Annotated in this window: 21 protein-coding genes; 6 read left to right on the top strand and 15 right to left on the bottom strand. The window is 64.6% G+C overall.

The window, feature by feature from the left end:
* Nucleotides 1-85 precede the first annotated feature (85 nt).
* Nucleotides 86-1,513, top strand: coding sequence for an MFS transporter (locus tag G3I17_RS28325; protein ID WP_164600667.1), 1,428 nt, complete (start codon nt 86-88; stop codon nt 1,511-1,513).
* A gap of 46 nt (nt 1,514-1,559) precedes the next feature.
* Here the strand turns inward: G3I17_RS28325 and G3I17_RS28320 are convergent, their stop codons facing one another.
* The 6 genes from G3I17_RS28320 to G3I17_RS28295 all read right to left on the bottom strand — a co-directional run bounded on the left by G3I17_RS28320 (nt 1,560) and on the right by G3I17_RS28295 (nt 6,069).
* Entirely contained in the window at nt 1,560-2,063 is a 504-nt protein-coding gene (locus G3I17_RS28320; RefSeq protein WP_239062994.1) for a class I SAM-dependent methyltransferase, read from the bottom strand.
* Between the two features lie 120 nt (nt 2,064-2,183).
* Nucleotides 2,184-2,417, bottom strand: a complete 234-nt coding sequence (locus tag G3I17_RS28315) for a hypothetical protein (protein ID WP_164600666.1) — start codon at nt 2,415-2,417, stop codon at nt 2,184-2,186.
* A gap of 8 nt (nt 2,418-2,425) precedes the next feature.
* Nucleotides 2,426-2,716: a DUF6247 family protein gene (locus tag G3I17_RS28310; protein WP_164600665.1), complete on the bottom strand. Its 291-nt coding sequence runs from the start codon at nt 2,714-2,716 to the stop codon at nt 2,426-2,428.
* A 164-nt stretch (nt 2,717-2,880) separates the two neighbouring features.
* The gene (locus G3I17_RS28305; protein ID WP_164600664.1) at nt 2,881-3,726 is read right to left on the bottom strand and encodes a PD40 domain-containing protein; all 846 of its coding nucleotides are present in this window, start codon (nt 3,724-3,726) and stop codon (nt 2,881-2,883) included.
* 49 nt (nt 3,727-3,775) lie between these two features.
* Nucleotides 3,776-4,990 carry a hypothetical protein gene (locus G3I17_RS28300; protein ID WP_164600663.1) on the bottom strand — a complete coding sequence of 405 codons (1,215 nt, stop codon included), beginning with the start codon at nt 4,988-4,990 and terminating at the stop codon, nt 3,776-3,778.
* On the bottom strand, nt 4,987-6,069 hold the full coding sequence (locus G3I17_RS28295) for an XRE family transcriptional regulator (protein ID WP_164600662.1): 1,083 nt from the start codon (nt 6,067-6,069) through the stop codon (nt 4,987-4,989). Before G3I17_RS28295 ends, G3I17_RS28300 begins: the two co-directional genes overlap by 4 nt.
* Before the next feature lie 311 nt (nt 6,070-6,380).
* Here G3I17_RS28295 and G3I17_RS28290 point away from each other — a divergent pair, with 311 nt between their 5' ends.
* Complete coding sequence (locus G3I17_RS28290; RefSeq protein ID WP_164600661.1) at nt 6,381-6,878, top strand: hypothetical protein; 498 nt, start codon at nt 6,381-6,383, stop codon at nt 6,876-6,878.
* A 110-nt stretch (nt 6,879-6,988) separates the two neighbouring features.
* On the opposite strand, the gene G3I17_RS28285 is transcribed toward G3I17_RS28290, so the two are convergent.
* Nucleotides 6,989-7,444 (bottom strand): NUDIX domain-containing protein, encoded by a 456-nt coding sequence (locus G3I17_RS28285; protein ID WP_203590875.1) that lies wholly within the window; start codon nt 7,442-7,444, stop codon nt 6,989-6,991.
* A gap of 133 nt (nt 7,445-7,577) precedes the next feature.
* Here G3I17_RS28285 and G3I17_RS28280 point away from each other — a divergent pair, with 133 nt between their 5' ends.
* On the top strand, nt 7,578-8,696 hold the full coding sequence (locus G3I17_RS28280; protein ID WP_203590874.1) for a serine hydrolase domain-containing protein: 1,119 nt from the start codon (nt 7,578-7,580) through the stop codon (nt 8,694-8,696).
* 44 nt (nt 8,697-8,740) lie between these two features.
* On the opposite strand, the gene G3I17_RS28275 is transcribed toward G3I17_RS28280, so the two are convergent.
* From G3I17_RS28275 to G3I17_RS41130, 3 genes are all read right to left on the bottom strand, one after another.
* A complete protein-coding gene (locus G3I17_RS28275) occupies nt 8,741-9,583 on the bottom strand; it encodes a carbon-nitrogen hydrolase family protein (RefSeq protein ID WP_164600659.1) in 843 nt (280 codons plus the stop codon).
* Nucleotides 9,584-9,911: 328 nt separating this feature from the next.
* Nucleotides 9,912-10,325 (bottom strand): hypothetical protein, encoded by a 414-nt coding sequence (locus G3I17_RS40060; RefSeq protein ID WP_203590872.1) that lies wholly within the window; start codon nt 10,323-10,325, stop codon nt 9,912-9,914.
* Nucleotides 10,326-10,611: 286 nt separating this feature from the next.
* Nucleotides 10,612-11,187 (bottom strand): esterase-like activity of phytase family protein, encoded by a 576-nt coding sequence (locus G3I17_RS41130; RefSeq protein ID WP_343238441.1) that lies wholly within the window; start codon nt 11,185-11,187, stop codon nt 10,612-10,614.
* A 271-nt stretch (nt 11,188-11,458) separates the two neighbouring features.
* Between G3I17_RS41130 and G3I17_RS41760 the strand changes: the two genes are divergently transcribed.
* The gene (locus G3I17_RS41760) at nt 11,459-11,593 is read left to right on the top strand and encodes a hypothetical protein (RefSeq protein ID WP_275402563.1); all 135 of its coding nucleotides are present in this window, start codon (nt 11,459-11,461) and stop codon (nt 11,591-11,593) included.
* Nucleotides 11,594-12,537: 944 nt separating this feature from the next.
* Nucleotides 12,538-12,765: a hypothetical protein gene (locus G3I17_RS28260; protein ID WP_164600658.1), complete on the top strand. Its 228-nt coding sequence runs from the start codon at nt 12,538-12,540 to the stop codon at nt 12,763-12,765.
* Between the two features lie 391 nt (nt 12,766-13,156).
* On the opposite strand, the gene G3I17_RS28255 is transcribed toward G3I17_RS28260, so the two are convergent.
* The 3 genes from G3I17_RS28255 to G3I17_RS28245 all read right to left on the bottom strand — a co-directional run bounded on the left by G3I17_RS28255 (nt 13,157) and on the right by G3I17_RS28245 (nt 16,406).
* Nucleotides 13,157-13,927: a hypothetical protein gene (locus G3I17_RS28255; protein ID WP_164600657.1), complete on the bottom strand. Its 771-nt coding sequence runs from the start codon at nt 13,925-13,927 to the stop codon at nt 13,157-13,159.
* Nucleotides 13,928-14,012: 85 nt separating this feature from the next.
* Nucleotides 14,013-15,077, bottom strand: a complete 1,065-nt coding sequence (locus G3I17_RS28250) for a helix-turn-helix domain-containing protein (RefSeq protein WP_164600656.1) — start codon at nt 15,075-15,077, stop codon at nt 14,013-14,015.
* 1,107 nt (nt 15,078-16,184) lie between these two features.
* The gene (locus G3I17_RS28245; RefSeq protein ID WP_164600655.1) at nt 16,185-16,406 is read right to left on the bottom strand and encodes a hypothetical protein; all 222 of its coding nucleotides are present in this window, start codon (nt 16,404-16,406) and stop codon (nt 16,185-16,187) included.
* A 1,657-nt stretch (nt 16,407-18,063) separates the two neighbouring features.
* On the opposite strand from G3I17_RS28245, the gene G3I17_RS28240 reads away from it, so the two are divergent.
* Nucleotides 18,064-18,552 (top strand): GNAT family N-acetyltransferase, encoded by a 489-nt coding sequence (locus G3I17_RS28240; RefSeq protein ID WP_164600654.1) that lies wholly within the window; start codon nt 18,064-18,066, stop codon nt 18,550-18,552.
* 63 nt (nt 18,553-18,615) lie between these two features.
* Here the strand turns inward: G3I17_RS28240 and G3I17_RS28235 are convergent, their stop codons facing one another.
* The gene (locus G3I17_RS28235; RefSeq protein ID WP_203590870.1) at nt 18,616-19,704 is read right to left on the bottom strand and encodes a hypothetical protein; all 1,089 of its coding nucleotides are present in this window, start codon (nt 19,702-19,704) and stop codon (nt 18,616-18,618) included.
* 1,148 nt (nt 19,705-20,852) lie between these two features.
* On the bottom strand, nt 20,853-21,364 hold a 512-nt coding region (locus G3I17_RS28230), incomplete at its 5' end, for a DDE-type integrase/transposase/recombinase (RefSeq protein ID WP_239062993.1).

Here is a 21,364-nt window from a genome sequence, read left to right as displayed (position 1 = left end):
AGTTTACAACGTAGACCTACGGTTTACTAAGTACGCATACAACGTATACATACAACGTAGACAACATCTCTCCTGTGAGGTAGGCATGCGACGCAGTCCCTGGGCGACACTCGCGGTATTGGCTCTAGCGCAGTTCATCGTGGTGCTCGACGTGACGATCGTGAACGTCGCGCTGCCCGACATCCAGGCGGATCTGAACTTCTCCGCCGACTCCCTGCAATGGGTGATCAACGCCTACACGCTGCTGTTCGGCGGCTTCCTGCTGCTCGGCGGCCGGATGGCCGACCTGCTCGGCCCGCGCCGGGTCTTCATCGGCGGACTGGTGATCTTCGGCGTCACCTCGCTGATCGCGGGGCTGTCCAACTCGCCGGAGTTCCTGATCGGCGCCCGCGCGGTCCAGGGTCTGGGTGGTGCGTTGCTGTCACCCGCGGCGCTCGCGATCCTGACCGTCACCTTCGCGCACGGCCGGGAGCGCAACATCGCGATGGGCGTCTGGGGCGGCCTGGCCGGCCTCGGCGGCACGCTCGGGGTGGTGGCCGGCGGTCTGCTGGTCGACTCGCTGAGCTGGCAATGGGTGTTCTTCGTCAACGTACCGATCGTCGCCGTCCTGGTCGCGCTGATCCCGGCCTTCATCCGCGACACCCGGCACAACGAGAACGCCAACCGGGCCTTCGACACGGCGGGCGCAGTGCTCGGTACCGGTGGTCTGCTGGCCGTCGTCTACGGCGTCGTCCGGTCGGAGCCGAAGGGGTGGGGCTCGGGTGAGGTGCTCTTCTTCCTGATCGGCGGAGTCGCGCTGCTCGCCGCCTTCGTGATGGTGGAGGCGCGGTCGAAGGCACCGCTGGTTCCGCTGCGGTTGTTCCGGTCGCGGGCGCTGAGCGTGTCGGGCGGTGCGCTGGCGCTCAACGGCGCGGGCTTCCTGTCGATGTTCTTCCTGACCGCCATCTTCCTGCAGCAGGTCCGCGGCGACTCCGCGCTTGAGGCGGGCGTGCACTTCCTGCCGATGGGTGGCGCCGCGATTGTGGCCGCAGTACTCGCCTCGCAGCTTGTCCAGACGCTCGGCACGCGCACGGTCCAGTTGGGCGGAGCGGTGCTCAGCCTGATCGGGCTCCTGCTCCTCTCGCAGGCTGACGCAACCGGTAGCTATGTCAGCCAGATCCTGCCGGGTCTGATCATCTTCGGCTTCGGCATCCTCGGAGTCGGCGTACCGGGGCAGATCACCGCGGTCTCCGAGGTCGAGAACCACGAGGCCGGTGCCGCGTCGGGCGTGGTGAACGCGATGTACCAGGTCGGTGGCGCACTGGGCCTGGCGATCGTGACCACGCTGTCCATCACCCGTACTACGGACGCACTGGCTCACGGAGTCGCGCAGCAGCAGGCCTTGGTCGACGGCTTCCAGCGTGGCCTACTGGTGGCAGCCGGCTTCGCGGTAGCCAATGTCCTGCTGACGTTGGCATCCCCGCAACTGCAGCCCACCGCGGAGCAACTCACCGAGGCAACAGCCGCTGCCTGATCTTCTTGCCTTCACCCCCGCATCTCCGGCGGGGGTGAAGGCATTTCTAACGGTCCGCTGTATAGATGGCGGCCGCGGTGGTGCGACGGCCGGGCGGATCCCACGTGCTGACCTTGACGTTGCTGAACCCCGCACTCTCGAGCTCGGCGAGAAGGTTGCCTGGGGCCCGTTTCTCGGACACCGAGACGAGCAGCCGCGCAGCCGGCTTCATCACCCGCCGGATCTCCGCGTACGCCGCCGGCCGGTCCGCCCACAGCTGCACGTTGTTGACCGAGATGACCACACTCGCCGAGTGATCCGGCTGGTGCGTGTCGGCCGCATCCCCACGAATCAACTGCACCTTGCCGGCCTCGACCAGCTCACCACAGTGATGCCGGGCCGCCAGTAACATCGTGTCGGACGGATCCACCCCCACCACGATCGCCGCGCGCTCGGCCGCGGCCACCAGCCCGACCCCGGGCCCCGGCCCCAGCACCATCACATGCTCCTTACCCTGCAACCGCGCCATCTTCACCACATGCTTCTCGATCGCTCCGTTCCCCCGAGCCATAACCCACCCGCCGAACCGCCCGAACACCCCCTCAGGCAGCCCAAACCCCTTCAAAACCACCTTGCTCACCAAAGCGCCCATACCCCATCTCACCACGCAACCAGCCTGCCTCCCCGGCAATCAACCGGCCCAGGTCACGTCGAAGATCCGCAACACCCGGCCGTCATCGTCGACGTAGAAGGAGAGCAGTCCGAGCCCGCCGAACTGGCATTGGCGAAACTGTGGCTCGTCGGGTGAGAGGGGCTGAGCGTCCCACGGAGCGTCCACGAGCTTGACGACTTGGTCGACCAGGGCGTCAAAAGCCTCTGGGGGTAGTCCGTCGAGCTGAGCGAGGGCGGCCGCGTGGAACTCCACGCGATAGCTCACTGCCTTTCGGCCCAGCCGGGGATGACTTGGTCAGCTGGGATGAACTCGTCGGCTCTGCCTTCGCGGGCGGCCTGTGCGGCCTCCTCGAACCCGGGTCGTGAGTACGCGAGGGCGCGGAGCCGCCAGACGTGCAACACGTCGCGGAGTTGCTGGAACCGCCAAACCTCGTGCGCGGCGTCCAGAGCGCCGTGGTACTCCTGCAGAAACTGCTCGTGCCACTTCGCCGGGAGCACGAGCAAGATCTCGGCCGGGTCGTCCGGCGACTCCTGATGCGGCTGTGCGGTCACAACCCGAGACTACTCGGTCAGGTGCGTCCGATGCTCTCCTGGCCAACTCACTCCTGCCGATTGCCGTATAGGCGCCGAGGTCGGCTGGCCGGATCCCACGTACTTCGCCCGCCGCTTCCGCACGCTGTCCGGCCTGACACCTACGGAGTACAGGCAGCGCTCGACTACTTGATCGGATAGGCGACGTACGCGAAAGAACTCCCGTCCGGCGACCAGCTCGGCACATTCATCGTGCCCTGCCCACCGAAAACCGTCGCCACCTCCCGGACCTGTCCATCCGCCGAGAGCAACCGCACCCGCACATCCTCGACATCAGCGGGATGCCCCTCCGTCCCCGGCGGAAAACTTACATACGCGATCAGCGAACCATCCGGCGACGGATGCGGGAACCAGTTCACCCGCTCGTCGAACGTCAACTGCTCGACCACCGCACCCTTGATCCTGAACAACTGCGCTTGCCCCGCCCGCTCGGAGTTGAAGTAGATCCACTCCCCATCAGGCCCGTACTCCGAACCGTCGTCCGCGAACTCGTCATCCGTGACCTGCACATCGACCCCGCCGGCCGCCGGAACCGTATACACATTGGTGATCCGTCGACCGCCCCTGTTCGCCAACCCGATATAGGCCAACCGCTCCCCATCAGGCGAAACCCCATGCAGGTAATGGTGAACGCCATGCTCGTTGCTCACCCGCCGCCCCACCCCACCAGCCATCGGTACGGCGTACAGATGCCCATCCTCCGCCGACACGTAAACCGTGGCCCCGTCTGGCCCGACCACATGATCATTGTTGATCTCCGGCACCCCACCCAACTCGATCGGCACCAGCTCACCCCCAGCCACCGGCACCGAGAACAACCCGCCATCCCCGTTCACGACCAGGCGATCCCCAACCCAGTTGGGCGCCTCGAACAACACCACCGCCGACGCATACACCAATCGGGACTCGTTCGTCACGACGTCAACGACGTAAAGCTCAGCGGTCTGACCTGGACACAATTTTCGGAGCACGTTGCCAGCCTAGGCGACCTCTGGCAACCGTTTGTCGTGCGTCAGTTGGTCAGCCGCTGGCCGACAGCTCGGGCCGGATCGAAATGTGGCGCCGGCGGCGCACTGCCTTCTCCGCCCCATAACCGCAGGAGATCCAGGTCTTCAGCTCGAGCTCGTCGAATGCGTCGCGTTCGTTGAGACCGGAGTAGTCACTTCGCAGTACCGCGCGCCAGCGGGCGTCGTCCTCTCGCCAGCTGGCGATGAACTCGACGCACACCTCCGAGGAGATGGCGTTCAACTGGTCCTCGGCGTGGCTGAGTGATTTCAACGCCTCGGTCATCGTCCAGGAGTTCGCAGGCCCTCTGTTCATCGCGTTGGACAAACGTCGTTCGGTCTCGTGGATGAAGGACCTTCGATTGTCGATCACCCGCTGCCAGAAGCGCGGGCTCTCCGCGGCATGCAGTTGATCCTCGAAGTCCCATCCGGGCCTGCTCTCGAACAGCCCGTACATGCCCTCGGCGACCAGGTCGCCGAACTCCTCGTGCCGGGCGCGCAACGGATCCGCGAACGGTTTGTACTCGTCCTGCCGGACCTCGCCGATCTTGGGCAGCGACCGGGTGGCCGCAGGGCGTGCGAAGAAGAACCAGTCCTCGTTGTAGACGTCTGGGAAGAAGGACACTGCTGGGTGGTAGGTGCTGATGCCCAGTACTGCACCGCTGACGAAGACGTCCTGTTTGAAGCCTGCTAGGCGCCGGGCGTGACAGACCACCGAGTTGTCCGGGAACTCCCGGCTGGCCATCGATGCGACCGGGTTTCGGTCGAGCTGGACCGTCAACCGCTCGATGTGCCGCGGGCTGAGCTGAGAAATGTCGTCATCGACGAAGAGGATCTTCTTCCAGCCTCGCATGCGGGCCAGCCGGAGACCGATGTTGCGCTTGACGCTGAGGTCGCTCGAACGTCCCGCGCTCACTGCGTTGAAAGCCTGACCAGAGGTCAGTGGGGTCCAGGACTGTGGGTAGCCGTCGGGTACGTCGATGATCAGTCCGCGAGCGCCGAAGGTGGCCGACACACGATCGGCGACTTGTTCGACCCGTGCCCGCCGGCTGCACAGTACGACGAGTGGCACGGACATCGCGACGGAAAGGGCGATGAGGTGCTGTGGCGGGGATGTCCGCGCGGCTGGAACCACGATCGCATCGAGGCCGCTGCGGGTCAGTCTGACAGAAGATCGAGACACATCGCGCAGCAGGGACGCGTGCGACTGCTGATGCTTGAAGCGGCTCACGGGCGGCTCACCGTCTCCCCAGGCTCCCATTGGTAGAGCCGGTTCTCGGGGATCTCCAGATCGGGCGAAATTGCTTCGCCGTTCACTACCGGGACCCGCAGCAGTAGAGCGAACAATCCGTCCGGGAAGTGGCGGGACAGGTAGGCCTCGTTGCGCTCGCGGACGGCGACGTCGGTGAGCGTCCGGACCGCCCCCAGTACGCCGCGGCTGTGGATGCCGTTGCAGATGGTGATAGTGCGGCTGTGGTTGAACGGATTGCGCAGCCGGGTCAGCAACGCGACGTCCTCGACCAGTTCGGAAACGCCGTCGGTGTCCTCGAACTGCGGCCAGAACTCCTTGCCGCCGGCGCCACTGGCCTTGAAGATCTCGCCGGTCTTCAGGTCGGAGATCTCGAACTGGGAGATGGGCATCTCGCGCAGGGTCTTCAGCAGCCGCCGGGTCACGTGGTTCCAGCCGATGCCACCGAGCACCACCAGGTGGCCGGACATGTCGTCCGCCTTGACCTCCGACGGCAGCCGGTGCGAGATCTGCAGTTCCGGGTTGGAGGCGCGCAGGTGGCCCCACAACTCGATCAGCGCGTCGAGGTCGGCGTATCGATACATCCGGGTGTAGTTGGGGTCTCGTTCGTCGGCCAGGGCCGGACGTTCCCCCTCGGGCGACTCCGGGCAGATGATCGTGATCGGACCGCTCTCGAATTCCCAGCTGTAGGCGCCTCTGGTCGACGAACCGGTCCCGCCGCTCTGGCTGCGGGCGGCGTCGCGGAGCCCGATCAGTTCTTCGTTCAGCTCCTCGAAGCGCTCTCGCTCGTCCAGCGTCAGTTCGCGCTCGGACACCACCTCGGGTGTGCCGTCCCGGTTCGTCCGGTCCGTGCAGAAGAACAACGCGTAGGAGCGCAACCGTTCGGCCGGCGGCAGTTTGGGATTGGTCAGCGACTCCCACGAGCTGATCGTCGCAATGGCGACCCGGGTGTCCCGGCTCAGCGCCTTGGCCAGTTGGGACTGTGTCAGCCCGGCGTCATGGGAATCGCGCAGGCCGCGGAGCCTCCTGGCAAGTCGTACGGCCTCTGGTGAAGGGGCCACAATTACTCCCGGATGTCGGCGCCCACGCGCATCGCGGGCCAACTTCAAGCCGATGCTACACCTACTTACACCCGAAAATACTTGTACTACCGGCCACTACCGGAAAGCGGAGCCTCGGCTTGACCGGCATGGCTCGCCGAGGATGGGAAGCGACTGTTTGAAAAGCAGTAATTCACGGAAAGTAGCGGACTGGATACAGAATGTGAGCTACGCGCTCAGAGTTGACCACTTATGGTCACGGTTCTACTGTATGTACTGAAGTCTGCGTGTAGTCACCGAAGTTACTCCGCAAGTGAGTAGAGCATGTGCGCATGGGTACCGCGACCGGCTTGACCGATCCGATTCTCGCGCTCGAGATCGGCGAGTGGCGCTCAGCCCAGCGCCTGCTGCGGGACGAGGATCGGTGCGACGCGATCCGGTTGGTCTGCCGCGAGCAGGGTGGGCTGCGGCAACTCCGGCGACAGGCCGAGAGCTCTGCCGGCTTGACGGGCGACCGGCGGATCCTGGTGCTAGCGGTCATCGAGGCAGCCTGCTGGGTGGAGTTCGACCTCGAGACCTGGACGCCGAAGAGTCCGCCAGACGAGGAGATCGCGGTACTGGAGGCTCAGATCGCCGAGCTCGCGGATCGTCGCCGCGACGCTTTCCTGTGCAGTACGTCCAACCTGCAGCGTCTCGCTCTTCCGACGGGCTGGGGCATGACCAGATTTGCCTGGGATCGCGCTGACCAGTACCGCGGACTGCGGCAATTGGCGCTCAAACGAATTGTCAGGCCGGCCGCAGCCGCCGTGGGTCGAGTCAGCACAGGCTGACCGCCTTCCGGTGCGAACCTGGGCATAGAACGCCTGGCGGATGGCTCAGAGACCTGGACAAGACGGTCTCTACGAGGCCGTATCTGTGGCGTGACGGTCGGCCTATTCGGCTACTCGGCCAGCGCCAGCCGGAGCCAGCGGGAGGTGCGGGCGTTTGTCGGTAGGTCTGAGAGGTCGACGGATACCCAGCGGGCCTCGGTCAGCTCCGCGTTCAGGTGGAACTCTGCCGAGGTCGGTGTGGCGACCACGATGGTGAGGTTGTCGACCTTTCCCTCGTAGGTGGTCGTCAGGGTGTGCAGTACGGTCGGCGGCTCGGTGATCGTCAGTGCGAGCTCTTCGGCGACCTCCCGTACGGCCGCACCTTCAGCGCTCTCCTTCTGCGGGCTGTACCCGCCGCCGGGCAGGCCCCAGCGGTCCCGATCAACGTAGGAATGCCGAACCACCAAGCACTTCCCGGGATCGTCGGGGTGCATCAGCAAAGCCTTCACCCCGTACGTCGTAGGCCGCCGCAGCCGCCACCAGATCCGTAGTGCTCGATGCCCCAGCAGCATGACCCCAGCCCGCACTACGACCGACTCCTCTGCATCCGCCGACCCTAGCGAATCCCCCATCGCCTCCCGTGGGAAGAACGGGGGTGTTCCCCGATGTGGTCTCGGTGGCCGGCGACGCAGGGTGGCTCATGGCGAATGGGAGGCCGGGATGAAGCGGGTGCTTCGGGTGTTGGTGACTGCGGCGGCGGTACTGGCGGTGGGGTCGGTACCAGCCGTTGCCAGTGCGGGGGGTGGTGCAGCGCCGGGTAGGGCCGGGTTGCAGAGGGAGTTGGATGGGGTAGCGGCTGCTAGTGCGGTGGGGGCGCTGGTGGAGGTGCGGGGCGAGGGTGGGGTTTGGCGGGGGACCAGTGGGGTCGCTGTGCTGGGGACGTCGCGGGCGGTGCCGACTGATGGGCTGTTCCGGGTAGGGAGCATTACCAAGACGTTTGTTGCCACCGTTGTGCTGCAGTTGGTCGGCGAGGGGCGGCTGCGGCTGGATGACACGGTGGAGAGGTGGCTGCCTGGTGTCGTACCCAATGGTCAGAACATCACCCTGCGCCAGTTGCTCAACCACACCAGCGGGTTGTACGACTACGTGAACACGATCCCGTTCCCACCGAGCCCGGAGTTCTTCGCCGATCGCTGGCGCACCTGGACCGCGACCGAGCAGGTGCAGCGCGCTCTGGCCCACCCGCCGACGTCCGATACGCCGGGTAAGACCTACGCGTACTCGAACACGGGGTATCTCCTGCTCGGACAGGTCATCTCGAAGGTGACGGGACGGTCGTACGGGCAGGAGATCAAGCGCCGGATCATCGAGCCGTTGCAGTTGCGCGGCACCGTAGTGGCGGGAACGGCTGTTCGGATTCCTGGGCCGCATCCGCACGGCTACCTGCCGACCGAGCGGAGCGCAACGCCGCCCCTGATCGACTACACGGAGATGAACCCGTCGCTGATGGGTGCGGGTGGCGAGATGATCTCCACGACGAGGGATCTCAACCGGTTCTTCGCCGCTTTGCTGGGCGGGCGCCTGCTGCCGCAGTACCTGCTGGACGAGATGAAGACGCCCGGTACGTCGACCAAGAAGTACGGGCTCGGGCTGGCGTGGAAGGACACCACCTGCGGGGTGCGTGTCTATGGCAACGACGGCGATGCGCTGGCGTACAACGCCTGGTCGTTCTCCACGGCGGATGGCCGTCGCCAGGTCACCATCGCCCTCACGCCCAACTTCCGCGGCGACCCCGACGCCGGCGTCAACGCATTCCTGGACAAGGCCATCTGCGGTTGAGTCGAGGTGAGGGGCGCCCGGAAGCGCCCCTCAGCTCGAGCCGGTCAGGAGTTGATGCGGACTCGGGTCTTGCTGCGGAAGGAGCGCCCGATCTGGGTGACCTCAGCATGATGCAGGTCGGTCACCGCAATCCCCGGCGTACTATCCGCCGGGCCTTGGACCGTCCACTGGCCGTACGGATTGGTGATGCCCGACTCGAGGCCGGCTCCGGGGTCGGCGGGTGCCGCGAGGCTGATCCAGTAGGTGTTCGTCACGGCGTGCCCGCGGGTCTGTACCTCGATGTGCTCGTGATGCGGCATGCCGGTGGTCGCGTACGACACCAGTACGGCGTCGACATCGAGCCGGTCGTACTCCGTGAACAGCTCGGCGAAGAGCACGTCCAGCCCGAGCGCGAGCCCGAACCGGTACCCGTCGACCTCGAAGGTGACCGGCTTCTCGCCCGGGGAGTACATCCAGGTGACCTTCGTGGTCGACAGCGTGCGTTCGTCGTACCGGTCGACGATCCGGCCTTGGTCGTTGATGACGTACATGCTGTTGTGGGGCCGGGGCTGCAGTTGGTGCACCGACGGGATCACCGTCCAGATGCCGAGCTCACCGGACAGTACTGCGATCCGGTCGAGCTCACCCTGGAGCACGGTCCACTCGGCCTTGCTCCAGTCGGACGGGCCGATCTCGTCCGGGCCGAGCTCGGACATCACGACCTTGCTGGGGAAGCAGAGCGCCCCCTCGGTGAAGTGCACCAGGCGGGCGCCTTCGCCCGCCGCTTCCTGCATGAGCCGACGAACCTCCGCCGCGCTCGCACGCAGCCCGTCGGCATCGGTGGGATCCTCGCGAACCGTCGACTGGGCGACGGCGATCCGCAGGGTGGTCTGGGTGTTCTCCGGCATGTCTTCTCCTGATGGAGTCGGACGGAAGTGCCGGAGGGCAGCCGTGTAGGACTCGCCCGTTTTGGCGGCGCGGGCGCGAACCCGTCGCTTGAAGTTCCTGTGCGCTGTCATCTGGCCTTCCACGCACCCGGACGCGATCCCCCAGCGATCCCGCCCGGGGCAGTTGACCAGGACGAGCGGCCCGAGACCAGAAATCCCTTTGCCTTCTCAGCGGACCAGGCTGGGACCGGTCAACGAAGGTGAGGCGCGAGCCACGCCGGACTCGACATCTTGCCCGACCCCACCAAGCCCGTCAATCAGCGACCCGCCGACAGCGCGGCAGGCCGGTTCAGCTCGGCTGCGTCGGGCCGGCCTGGGGCTGACCCAGATACGATTGCACGGGCCCACCGGCGTACGGCTGCCCCTGAGCGGGAGTACCGGGGTACTGGCCCTGCACGGGAGCGCCCATGTACGGCTGCGGCGGGGTCGGCTTCGTGACCACCGAGCGGATGAAGTTGACGACCAGGAGCACCGGCAGGATGAAGGCCTGGAAGAACATCATGTAGCTGCCGCCATCGAAGATGAACCCCAGATAAACCCCGTACCCAAGGAATCCGAGCCCGGCGATCACGCTCAGCGCGCGCGATCCAGCCGACTGCTCGGCCTTGTTGATCGCCCCCAGAACGACCATCACGATGCCGCTGAGACACAGCAGAACGACGTACCACGAGAACATCGGATCAAGCCCGAAATCAAGATTCACAACAATCCCCACCCCTAGTAACAACCCCACCTCAACGGCCGCACGCTACCGGACCCCGGGTCCTCAAGTGCCAATCCATCCCAAGTTGCCACCTCTGTCATTCCGCGAGGGAATTGGCCGGTACTGCTGCGCTCCTAATCGCCGACCACGGCCTGCTTCGCCAGCGGACCGTCTTTCACCACCCGAACCGACCACCCCGGTCGACTCCCAGGGTCCAACCAGGCAACGGCTCGCCCCTCGAGTCGGATCTGTCTTCATGAGCTCACCCCGCCGCCCTAGAAGTGCGTCAGCGCACGTGGATCGTCACCGTGACGGTTTTCAGGACTGCGGGGAGTTTGGTGGTGTCGATCTTCAGGATTTCGCCGTTGTCGGTTCGGCCGGTCGTCGGCAACGCCTTCTGGTGAACCGTCCATTGGCCGTCGGGGGCGACCACGATAATGTCGATACCGAAATCGTTGTCGTTGGACAGGTACAAGGTCCGGCCCGCATCCGCCGTGGCGACGCCCTCGACCTTGTCGTGTGAGAAGAACTTGCCGGTCGGGTCGAGTCGGCTCACCAGCATTCCAGCGTTCACGTATGGCTGCTTCTGCGCGACGGTGACCCCGGCACCGTTGACGTCGATCTCGTAGAGAGTCTTCTGGGCGAACGGCCCGAAGGTGCCATCGCGCTCGTCGACAAGAAACCTCGTGTTCGACAGCGCGGTGATCTCGCTGTTGGCGTCACCCGTCGTCGCCGGGTTGTCCAGCAAATACAGGTACTGCTTCGACTCGTGCGTCCGCAGGTCGATCGCCACGATGCGGGCCGGCGAAACCCCGCCGGCCTTCGTGCTCCCGAGATCCGGCTGCTGTAACGCGGACTGCATGATCCCACCAGCGTCGACCCGTCCGGCGTCACCGTCAGGCCCTCCATCCCCTTGTTCTTCACGCGATTCGCGAGCTCAGCCGGCAAGTACCCGATGATCTTGTGGAACGCATTGTCCGGGCTGTTCCGGTACGGAGTCAGCCGACCCAGTTCGTACCCGTTCGCGTCGAAGTGCGTGACATACGGTCCGTTCTCGACCGAAACCCAGTACGAGCCAGGGATCGACACCGCCGAGCTGACCCAACGCCCAAACGATCATCCAGAACAGCGGCGTGTACGTCGCCGGCGGCGGCACCATCAACGCCGGCAGTGTCGCCGCCGGCACCGGGTCGAGAGCGACGTCGATGATCTCGAAAGGCGCCAACGCGGCCAGGCAAGGCGTCAACGAAGCAGTAGAAAGGAACTGACCGTGTGCCCTGCCGGCCGGCGGCGGGCATGATGCGGGTGCCCGCTGGTCGTGGTTTCTTCGCCGGAGTGTGCGGATACTCGACCTACAACGGCCAATGCAACGATTCGGCGGTCCCGAGTGTCACCAAACATGATGCCCATGAACCGCGCTGGGAAATGCTGTGCATACTTGGGTCCCGTCTTCGCTCTCATCGGTCTTCTCCTGTCGCCTACGGCACCGAGGCAACGCCAACCTCTGAAGCGACAACCAGCGCAACGCCCACCGCCGGTCCGACAACGGCCGGCGATGGAATTCCGACGCTGCCGCCAGCCCCTCCGACCGCAGCACTTCTCGACCGCGCACACGTCGTGGCGCAGGTTGTTCGGGCCGCCGGGATTCCGAAACCTCCGACAGGGATCTTCCTACGCTCATCCCGTATTCCCGGCCTGGCCTTCGACACGACCGAGCCGAAGTCCGCGTGGTCGTCCGGGAGGGCTGCCATCGCACCGGGCGTCCAACTCGGATCAGGTGGCCCTTCGCGCGTCGATTTCGCCAACGGATCGAGCCTTCCGGTGAGCGTGCTCGACGCCCGCCTCACACTGACCGAAGCGATCGGAGCCCCTCACAACAACTGCCGAGACATCCCGGCGTCCTCGTGCACCCTCACGATCACCGGCGCTTCCTTGGGAACCACCGAAGCGGACACCAGTAGCGGCCCTGCGACCGTACCGGCCTGGTCCTTCGCCGCGAAGGGCCTGTCGAGCGCGATCGTCGCCGTCGCAGTCTGTCGAAAGCCTCACCCGAGCCGAGGCCAGCACCCCTCACCTTCGTCCTCAACCACGCCGTCTGCGAACCCGACCTCCGAGCCCACGCTGTCGAGTTCGACGACCTGGTAGTAGTCATCGGAGGAAGCCACGGCCCCATCCCGACCGGCGACGCACGTGTCTTAGTGAGGCGCTCAAAGTGCCGCTTGATCATCGGCGGTGGCTCGAGGACGGAGAAGTGCAGCATGCTGGGCAGCAGGACCCCGCTGATACTGTCGCACATCGCGTCGGCAACGAACGCCTCGAACGCTGCGGGCCAGGTCTCGATCTGCGTCATCAACAAGTGCTGCCGCATGTAGCCGAGCACCACCAGGCCGTCGGCCTCGTCATCGATCGTCGTCGCGGCGACGCCGGAAGTGATCATTGAGTCGCCCGAACCATCGGGATAGAAAGTGTCGGAAGCGTTCACGCACTATCGCCCTGCCATGTCACGCAGGCAATCCACAACCAACAGCACGGCGAGGACTCCGGTTGCGACCGAGAACACGACCACTTCCACATTCATGGCATAAGCCTAGAAATGACCGTACGGCCGCAGCTATGGAATTGCGATTAGTTGCTATGCGATCTCATCGAGGATGCTGGGCGTGTTGGGGGGCAACCCCTCACGCGTTCGAATCTCGTATCCTCCGCCACTCTGACGAGAGGTCATCCGACCGGTGTTTCCGCTGCTCAGCGCACGATGTGGTCGTCTCTCACGGGCCGGACCTCGTGTTTCGCCACTCCAGAGGGCACGCCCTACTCCGGGACGTGCCTTCTCAAGTGACCGGCGAGTTGGGGTCGAGGCGTCGTAGCTTCTCCAGCAACTCCAGGTAGAGCAAGTAGTCCGGGGTCATGCCCTTGCGTAGGTTGTCCGCGCCGCTTGCCCGGAGCCGACGGATCTCGTCCTCCAGTCGGCGGAACTCCTCGCTAGCGCTTTCTACGCCGCTCGGTGTGCCGCCGCCCTCCGCGCCCCGAATGCTGGTCGGTCGTACGGCTACGTTCCAGCCGACAATCGAGGGCTTGGATCCGGTCCAGACGATCTTTGGTTCCGGTGGCTCAGCGAACGAGGTCGTCTGGCCTACCTCGACGCCGGCGCGCCACGATGCACGGATGATCTCCTCGATCTGTTCCCGCCGGGCGAAGAGGTCGTCTATTTCTACAGCAAAGGCATCCGCTGGATCCCCGGAGCCGCTTTTGGCGTCCACCCTGGTGGCTGCCTCCGTGCGACCCATGACTTGACCGCTCGCGGTGACAGTCTGGGAACTCCCGTCAACTTCTGCCGTATCGCCAGGTCCAGCGGTGATTGCCTTCCGCTCGGGCCGCGCGAGCACTTCGGGCACCGCCTCGCCGAAGACCTCGTTGGCCTGCTGATTCGCGTCGAGTTCCAGCGAGACCATGCCCGCCTTGGCCTTGACGATCTTCGAGATCCGCTCGCCGATCTGGCGGCGAAACAACAGCATGAACACCAAGCCGCAGACCAGCACGGTCAGCGGCCATGCCGCATCCGCGCTGTCGTTGATGTGGTCCCAGATCTCGCCACCGTCCACGACAGCCACCCTCTCCTAATCGTGCAGTCAGACAGACAGACTCAGCGCGCTCGATCGGCGCCGAGCGACGGCGGGCCTGCGTGAATCATTCGATATTGGAATTTCCATGAGGCGCCCACTGGAAGAGCCGGTTCTCGGGAATTTCCAGGTCGGGCGCGATAGCTTGGCCGTTCATCACCGGCACCCTCAGGAGCAGGGCGAACGACCCGTCGGGGAACAGCTTCGACAAATAAGCCTCGTTGCGCTTGCGAACGCTTCGAGCGGTGAGCGTCCGCACCGCTCCCAGGACTCCGCGGCTGTGAATTCCATTGCAGATGGTGATCGTTCGGTCGTGGTTGTACGGGTTTCGCACTCGTGCCAACAGAGCAACGTCCTCAACCAGTTCGCCACGGACGTCATCGATCTGCTCGTACTGCGCCCAGAACTCCGTCCCAGTGTCCTTGGCCCTGAAGATTTCTCCGTCGTCCAGGTCCGGGACCTCTACTTGGGCGATGGGCAGTTCGTGCAAATACTTCAGCAGTCGCCTGGTCGCGTGGTTCCAGGCGATCCCGCCCAGCATAACCAGATGGCTCGACAAGTCGTCAGCCGTAACCTCTTCAGGTAGCCGGTGCGAGACCTCAAGTTCTGGGTTGGAGGCGCGGACATGACCCCACAACTCGATCAGCGCGTCAAGATCGCCGTACCGGTACATCTGGGTGTAATTGTGCTCGCGTTCATCGGAAAGCTGTGACCGCACTTCGAGCGGCGCCTCGGGGCAGATGATCGTGATTGGGCCGCTCTCGAAAACCCAGGTACGGTCGGAGCCACTGCCCGGCGAACCGGCCCCTGCGCGAACGGCTTCGCGGGCCTCGATCAGTTCCTCGTAGAGTTCCTCGAAGCGTTCCTGTTCAGCGGGCATCAGTTCGCGCGCAGGGATCAGACGGGGAGTGCCGTCGATTGTTCGATCGGTGCAGAAGAAGAGGGCGTAAGAGCGCAAGCGTCCTGCCGTTGGCAGCTCTGCGTCGATCGATGATTCCCAGGAGTTGATTGTCGTGGCTGTCACCTGCACGTCGTCGCTCAGCGCATATGCCAGCGATTGCTGGGACAGTCCGGCGCCGTGAGATTCGCGCAGGTCTCGGAGTCGGTTGGCGAGTCGAACGGCCTCTGGCAAAGGGGCCACGGTCCCTCCCGAGGCATCGACGGGAGTACAACGCTACCCGGAGTACCTGCACAACGCCTTTCGGCGGCGAGCCGTCCAGCCGATCAAGTTCGCGGTGAACCCTCACAAGGCACAGGACACAACGTTGCCAGTCGCCCTACTCGGTGTGGGCACAAAAGGTGGGAGAAGCCGAGGACCTCTTTCCACTATCCGACCTACAGCGCACCCCCGGGCTTGCAGCGAGGCCTCGTTCTGGGCGGAGAATCGCTCCTCGTAGCCAGGACCTCGAGGAGTGGACAGTGTGGATCCGGGTGTTCTGTCGACCTACGGTCAGGGCGACGTCTAGCCGATGGTGGCGCTAGCGCTGAAACTGCAGCGGCGGTGCGTTGGCGTTGCTGTGCACGCCGCAGGACTTCGCGGAACTGGTGGGCCGGTTGGTGTGCCGTTCGTGAGGATCGGGCGGTCGGCGCCAGCGTTGACGAAGGTGGCGCCTCCGCCCTCGTCCAGTCCCGAGCGCGCGGCCGACGGGCGCGGAACGGTTCGAGGTGATTCGCGAGGCGGCCAGGGTACGACCTGATCGTGGCGACTGGCCTACTGCCCGGCCGTTGCTGTTCGCTGTCGGTAGGCGAGAAGCCTTGGATCCACGCCATGTCGTTGACGTTCCAGCGACTTACCTTGCCATCGCCGACCCATCGGCCGCAGGCTCTTTGGGCCGCCAGCTCCCGCCGGAGGTGACCGGCAGCCGGCTGCTGTGGGATCTGGATGCCGACAGTAACAATGTGTTCTTAAGCGGGCGCTCAACTTCATCCGGGTCGAGCACGGGCTGACGCTGCTCGACAACGTCCGCGACTACGTCATCGGCGGCAGGCTCTGGTTGGCCAACCGATCCGGTCCTGGATCCAGGGCAGGAGCCGTCCACCTTCGACGTCGTACGGACCGGAGCGTGGATCCTGCCGGACGAGCGTCCGGTTCCCGGTGACAGCTCGAGTCCCTCGACAACGGCGGACCGGCTGTATTCGTGGACTTCGGCAGCACGCCCATGCACGCCTTGGCCAACGCCGCTCAGCTGGCTATCGAGGCGGTGCGCACGTAGGGCCGCCGGGCCGTCATCCGTCGTGGCTAGGCCGAGCTCGCCTTGATCGACGACGGAGATGGTCTCTCGCCGTCGATGAGATCAACCAGCAGAAGCTGTTCGGCCGCGTTGCCGCCGTCGTCACCACGGCGGATCCGGTAGGCGATGACTGCCGCCGCGCCGATACATCGCAAACGGTGATCCCGCAGTCGACCGACCAGCCCCACTGGGCCAGCCGCGTCACCGACCTCGGCATCGGCGTCGCGCACGACGGCCGATGCCGACCACTGAGTCTCTGTCGACCACACTCGAAGCCGCCTTGACCCCAGAGACCGCCGTATGGGCTACCGCCGTGGCCGGCACGATCCGCGCAGGGCAGCGACGCTGTTGCTCAATGGGAGCCGCTGACGTTAATTTAGACCACCAACGCATTCGACGCTTCCGGCCAACCTCACGGCGAAGGCCGAGCCGGTCTGATCGCCTGATGAGAAACACTTCGCGGCGATTCGCCAGGCCCTATGTGGCATACGTCTCGGACGTCCTTCCCGGTCTCGGTGAGGAAGGCGTGCAGTCCTGCACGCTGAGGGACTTCCTCGCAGGGGGCCGACCAAGGGGATGACCGTCGAGACCCCATTGATCGGGTATCTGGTTGAGCCCAGCCGACTGGGCCGAAGCGTTCGGATCGGCCGACCCCAGTACGCCGCACAACGAGGCGCGCGGCCAGGTCTGGGAGGACCTGCTCACAATCCTGCTAGATAAGTACGAGAGCGTACGCCGAGGAGGACGTCTCACTCGCCCTGATACGCTGATCGCCGGAGAGCAACGAGGATCTCGTCGACGCGTTCGGCATTATGTGGCCGCTGATCGAGCCGACCGACCTGGTCGGCGATCTGTGATCGTTACCGGTTTACCTCCGGATGTGTGCTCAGCCCCGACGACGTGAAGTTGCTGCAGCGCAAGACCAACTGGCGTGGATGGTGTCCGGCCTGCTGTTCCTGGATGCGGCGCGCCAGCGACTCGACGACTCGGGGCCTCTCGGGGAAAGCGTCGGCAGAGGCCCGCGGCGATCGAGCGCGAACGGATGTCCGACGTCATCGACAACATCATCGAGGCCGACAACGAGGGCTGGGCGCCGGTGCTGCGCGGCAAGGACATCAGGAGGCGTTGACTGACCACACCCCACTACCCACGACCGACCCGACCTGCTAGCCGGCCGTTCGCGCACGTCGTGGTCGACGAGGCGCAGGAACTGACCGACGCGGAATGGCAGACGTGCTGCTCCGCCGCCCGTCGAGAAGCGTCACCGTCGTCGTCGGCGACCGCACCCAAGCCCGGCACCGCTCACCGAGTCGTGGCAGGAGAGGCTTGAGCGAGTCGGCCTCGATCGGATCAACCTGGCCGCGCTGACCATCAACTACCGCACATCAGAGTGGTCATGACGAAGGCCGAGCCGGTCATCCACTCGATCCTCCCAGGCGCGAACGTCGCGACCCCATCCGCGCCAGCGCGCATCACTGTCTTTCACGCTTCCATCGACCAACTGCAGGACGTCCTCGACATCTGGCTCGCCGAGCACACGGAGGGAGTCGGGTGCGTGATCGGCGACCCTGCCTTCGAGGTCCCCTTGAGTCCCCTCCGTGACCCCTACCCTGTCCAGGGGCCTCAAGTTCGACCTCCTCATCCTGCAGAGCACCCATCGTTGGGGCGCCCAACCGACCCCTGCCAAGAGAGCTCGCCGTCCAGTGAAACATTTCGAGATCAAACTGGAACAGTGTTGGCCGCTTGCGTCCGACACTCCGTCGGACAATGCTGGTCAAAAATGTCGGAGACTAGCACCGAGGTTCGCAATGGCTCGGTGTATCTCCGGCGACTTAGGGGACTAGACCACGCATGTCGCAGCTTCAAACGATCGCTTCAGAAGGTCGTATGTGCCCCACAACGTCTCGGATCTCCGCGGTCGAGTGGGCCGAGCTGAGACGACTGCGGCTACTCGCGCTGGAAGAGTCTCCGGACGCGTTCCTTGGTGACTTTGCCACCGAGTCCGCATTGAAACCGTCAGCTTGGAAGCGTCGATGCAACAACGAAGAGTGGTTCGCCGCGGAGCTCGACGGCCGAAATGTCGGCCTGGGGATGCTGGCGAAGAGGCACGGGCCAGACAAGTACCTGCACATCGAGTCGATGTGGGTGGAACCCGACCATCGGACGGCGGGTGTGGGCCGGGCTCTGCTCGAACGTCTCGAGAGTGAGGCCAAAAGGCAGGGTGAGGAGAAGATCGCACTCTGGGTGTTTGTCGGCAACACCGATGCCTGGCAGTACTACGTCAAGATGGGCTACGAGTTTGTCAGGGACCAGGACATCAAGATCAGCGTGGACAGGGTGACGACAGAAAAGGAGTTCCAAAAAGGGCTCCGATAGGCCGAGCAGGAGGGCGAACCCTCTTCGCCGCCGTGATGCGATCGCCTGAAGGATAGTCGGTCGTCAGGCGCAGTCCACTGAGCCGTTCCTGGAGGACCGCCCGTACCCACAAGAGAACCATGTCGTCAGGCCGAGTTCATCGAGGGCATCGCGTTCGCTCAGCCCGAAGTCACTCCTGGCCATCGTCAGTCTCCATGTCCGCTCGTCCCATCTCCATCTGCGGATGAACTCGACACAATCCGCAGAAGAAATGGCCTGCAGGTGCTCGCCGGCGAAACGCAAGGATTCGAGTGCTTGCAGTCCAGTGCGGTACTCCACCGGGTCGGCGTCAGTCAGTTGCCGTTGGAGCTCTGCCGAGGTCGCCGCGATCATCTCCAGGCGAATCTCCTTGAACCAGCGCCAGTGATTGTCGCCTGCTGCCGTCAGTTGATCGTTGAAGTTCAAGTCCGACGTGCTCTCAAACAACGCGTAGAGCCCCTCGGCGAGAAAATCTCCGAACTCCTCGCGGGCAGCGCGCCGAGGGTCGTCGAATGGTTTGTACTCGTCCTGCCGCACCTCGCCGACTTTGACCAGCGAGCGTTGAGCAGCAAACCGCGCGAAGAAGAACCAGTCCTCGTTGTAGACGTCCGGAAAGAAAGAGGTGGCCGGGTTTTGGATGTTGACTCCTAGCACCGCACCGCCTACGAAGACGTCTTGCCTGAAGCGGGCTTGGCGTCGGGCATGGAACACCACTGAGTTGTCCGGGAACGTACGGCTGGCCATCGCTGCGACCGAGTGATTGTCGAGGTAGCCGCTGAGCCGGGCGATGTCTTGAGGGCGGACGCTCGAGATGTCGTCGTCGAGGAAGAGGATCTTTCGCCAACCTCTGAGCCGCGCCAGTCGTAGGCCGAGATTGCGCTTGACGCTGAGATCGCTGGAGCGACCGGCGCTCAGTTTGGCGAAGTAAGGATTCGAGGTCAGCAGTGGCGTCGGTAAGAGCGCGTAACTGTCGGGGACGTGGATGACAAGTGCTCGTGCGCCGAAAGTCTTCTCTACTCGCTCGGCAATGCTCTCCGCCTTCGCCTGACGGCTGCAGAGGATGACCAGCGGTATGGACAGCTCTGCAGAAAGGTTGATGGCGCGTTGCGCCGACGGCCGACTCGCCGGAACCACTATCGCGTCAATTCCGTTGCGAGTTGACGAGGGAGAGACACCGGAAACGTCTCGCAGCAGTGAAGCGTGGGACATGTGGTGTCTGTACTGGCGACTCAACGGGTAGCTACCTCCCTACCTGGAGACCATTGATCGAGCTGGTTGCCGGGATCTTGAGATCGAGCGCGATCGCCTCGCCGTTCATGATCGGCAGGGATCCCTCGGGGACTCGTCGGAGAGACGGTCTTGTTGCCTTCTCGGACGGCGACATCGCCGATGACCTGCACACACTTCGATCGGCGCGTAGGAATCGGCAGGGAGGTACATCAAAGCGAAGCTGGCGCGAGTCATGATCGGCACGCTTCCGACGCCCCCGGGGTGCACCGACCTCCTGCCGGGCGGCGTCTCTTGTTGATCGGACGACACGTCGTTCTCGCGCCTAAGGATTGGAGTGTCCGTGGCCGATTGGCCGGGACAGGAGACAAACAACGCATAGGAGAGCCGACGGCCCGCTGGTGGCAACTCCGGGTCGTTCAGCGTCGTCACGACCGCCCGCGAGTCGTCAGTCGACGTTTGCGCGAACGCGGACCGTGTCCGTACTGGCTCCTGGTTTCCTCGCAGGGCGCGAAATCTCCTGGCTGGTCTCACAGCCTCTGACGACGGGCCCACGATCACTTCCGCATGTTCGACGGGAAATGCCACGGTACACCGGAGCAGAGAGTTGATACCGGTCCGCTTGGCGAGTCGTCCAGCGTGCTGAGATGCGAGCTCGGACACAGTTTCGGTTCCCGGCTCGGTTGCGGTGACGGTACCAACCGTAACGAGTAGGGGCATCGTCAGGCAGACGATGACCCGTCAGGGTGCGGAGCCAGCTGCGGTGGATCGCCAGGGCGAGCAGGGAGAAGGAGAGGTACAGGCCAGATGAGGCACCGACGTGACCCCTCGGTACCTCGCCCGGGGGTGACGGGTCGAGCTTGGGGGATCGGCGGCCGGTCCTGGTCGACCAGATGCAAGGCGATGGGGAAATCAGGCCCTCCATCGCGATGGCGATCGGCGGTCAGGCTCTAGTCGCGGGTGCGCCACAGAGGATCGCTGAGGGCGGTTCCCGGTTGGGGGCCGCGCCTCGGGGGGACTGCCCCGGGTTCAGTTGACTCGCGGGGTGTGGTGGTTCAGGCCGCGTGTGCGGCGGGTTGAATTGTCTCAAACTCGATGGGTGTGAGTTTGCCGAGCTGGCGTTGCCGGTCCGGGACGTTCTTTTGGAGCAGCGCGAAGAAGGATTCCATCGCGGCGTTGTCGCCGCAGGCTCCGACTCTGCCCATCGATCCGCGCAGTTGGTGGGTCTTCAAAGTTCGGAGGTAGCTGTTGGACCTGAACTGGCTGCCGCGGTCGGAATGAACGATCAGGCCAGGTGCTGGTGCTCTCAGCGCGACAGCGTTGCGAAGAGCCGCCACGGCCAGGGACGCTTTCATGCGGGAGTCGATGGAGTAGCCGACGATCCGGTTGGAGTAGATGTCCTTGATCGCGCACAGGTAGAGCTTGCCCTCGGCGGTGGCGTGTTCGGTGTAGGGGTCGGACCTGGGCGCCCTGTCAGCCTTTCGGCTGGTGGGTTTCCCTGGCCCGCCCTCCGAACCGGACGTGCGACTTCCACCGCATCCGGCTCTCCACGTGTTCATTGCGATGG

Origin of the sequence: Streptomyces sp. SID13031 (assembly GCF_010548305.1) — a bacterium.
Lineage (GTDB): Bacteria > Actinomycetota > Actinomycetes > Propionibacteriales > Kribbellaceae > Kribbella.
The sequence above is the reverse complement of the archived record's forward strand: the minus strand, read 5'-3'. Positions and strand labels throughout refer to the sequence as shown.

What these genes read in the sequence shown, in the direction of transcription:
- G3I17_RS28325 (WP_164600667.1), top strand. Translation starts at nt 86, where the DNA reads ATGCGACGCAGTCCCTGGGCGACACTCGCGGTATTGGCTCTAGCGCAG.
- G3I17_RS28320 (WP_239062994.1), bottom strand. Translation starts at nt 2,063, where the DNA reads ATGGCTCGGGGGAACGGAGCGATCGAGAAGCATGTGGTGAAGATGGCG.
- G3I17_RS28290 (WP_164600661.1), top strand. Translation starts at nt 6,381, where the DNA reads ATGGGTACCGCGACCGGCTTGACCGATCCGATTCTCGCGCTCGAGATC.
- G3I17_RS28280 (WP_203590874.1), top strand. Translation starts at nt 7,578, where the DNA reads ATGAAGCGGGTGCTTCGGGTGTTGGTGACTGCGGCGGCGGTACTGGCG.
- G3I17_RS28275 (WP_164600659.1), bottom strand. Translation starts at nt 9,583, where the DNA reads ATGCCGGAGAACACCCAGACCACCCTGCGGATCGCCGTCGCCCAGTCG.
- G3I17_RS41130 (WP_343238441.1), bottom strand. Translation starts at nt 11,187, where the DNA reads ATGCAGTCCGCGTTACAGCAGCCGGATCTCGGGAGCACGAAGGCCGGC.
- G3I17_RS28240 (WP_164600654.1), top strand. Translation starts at nt 18,064, where the DNA reads ATGTGCCCCACAACGTCTCGGATCTCCGCGGTCGAGTGGGCCGAGCTG.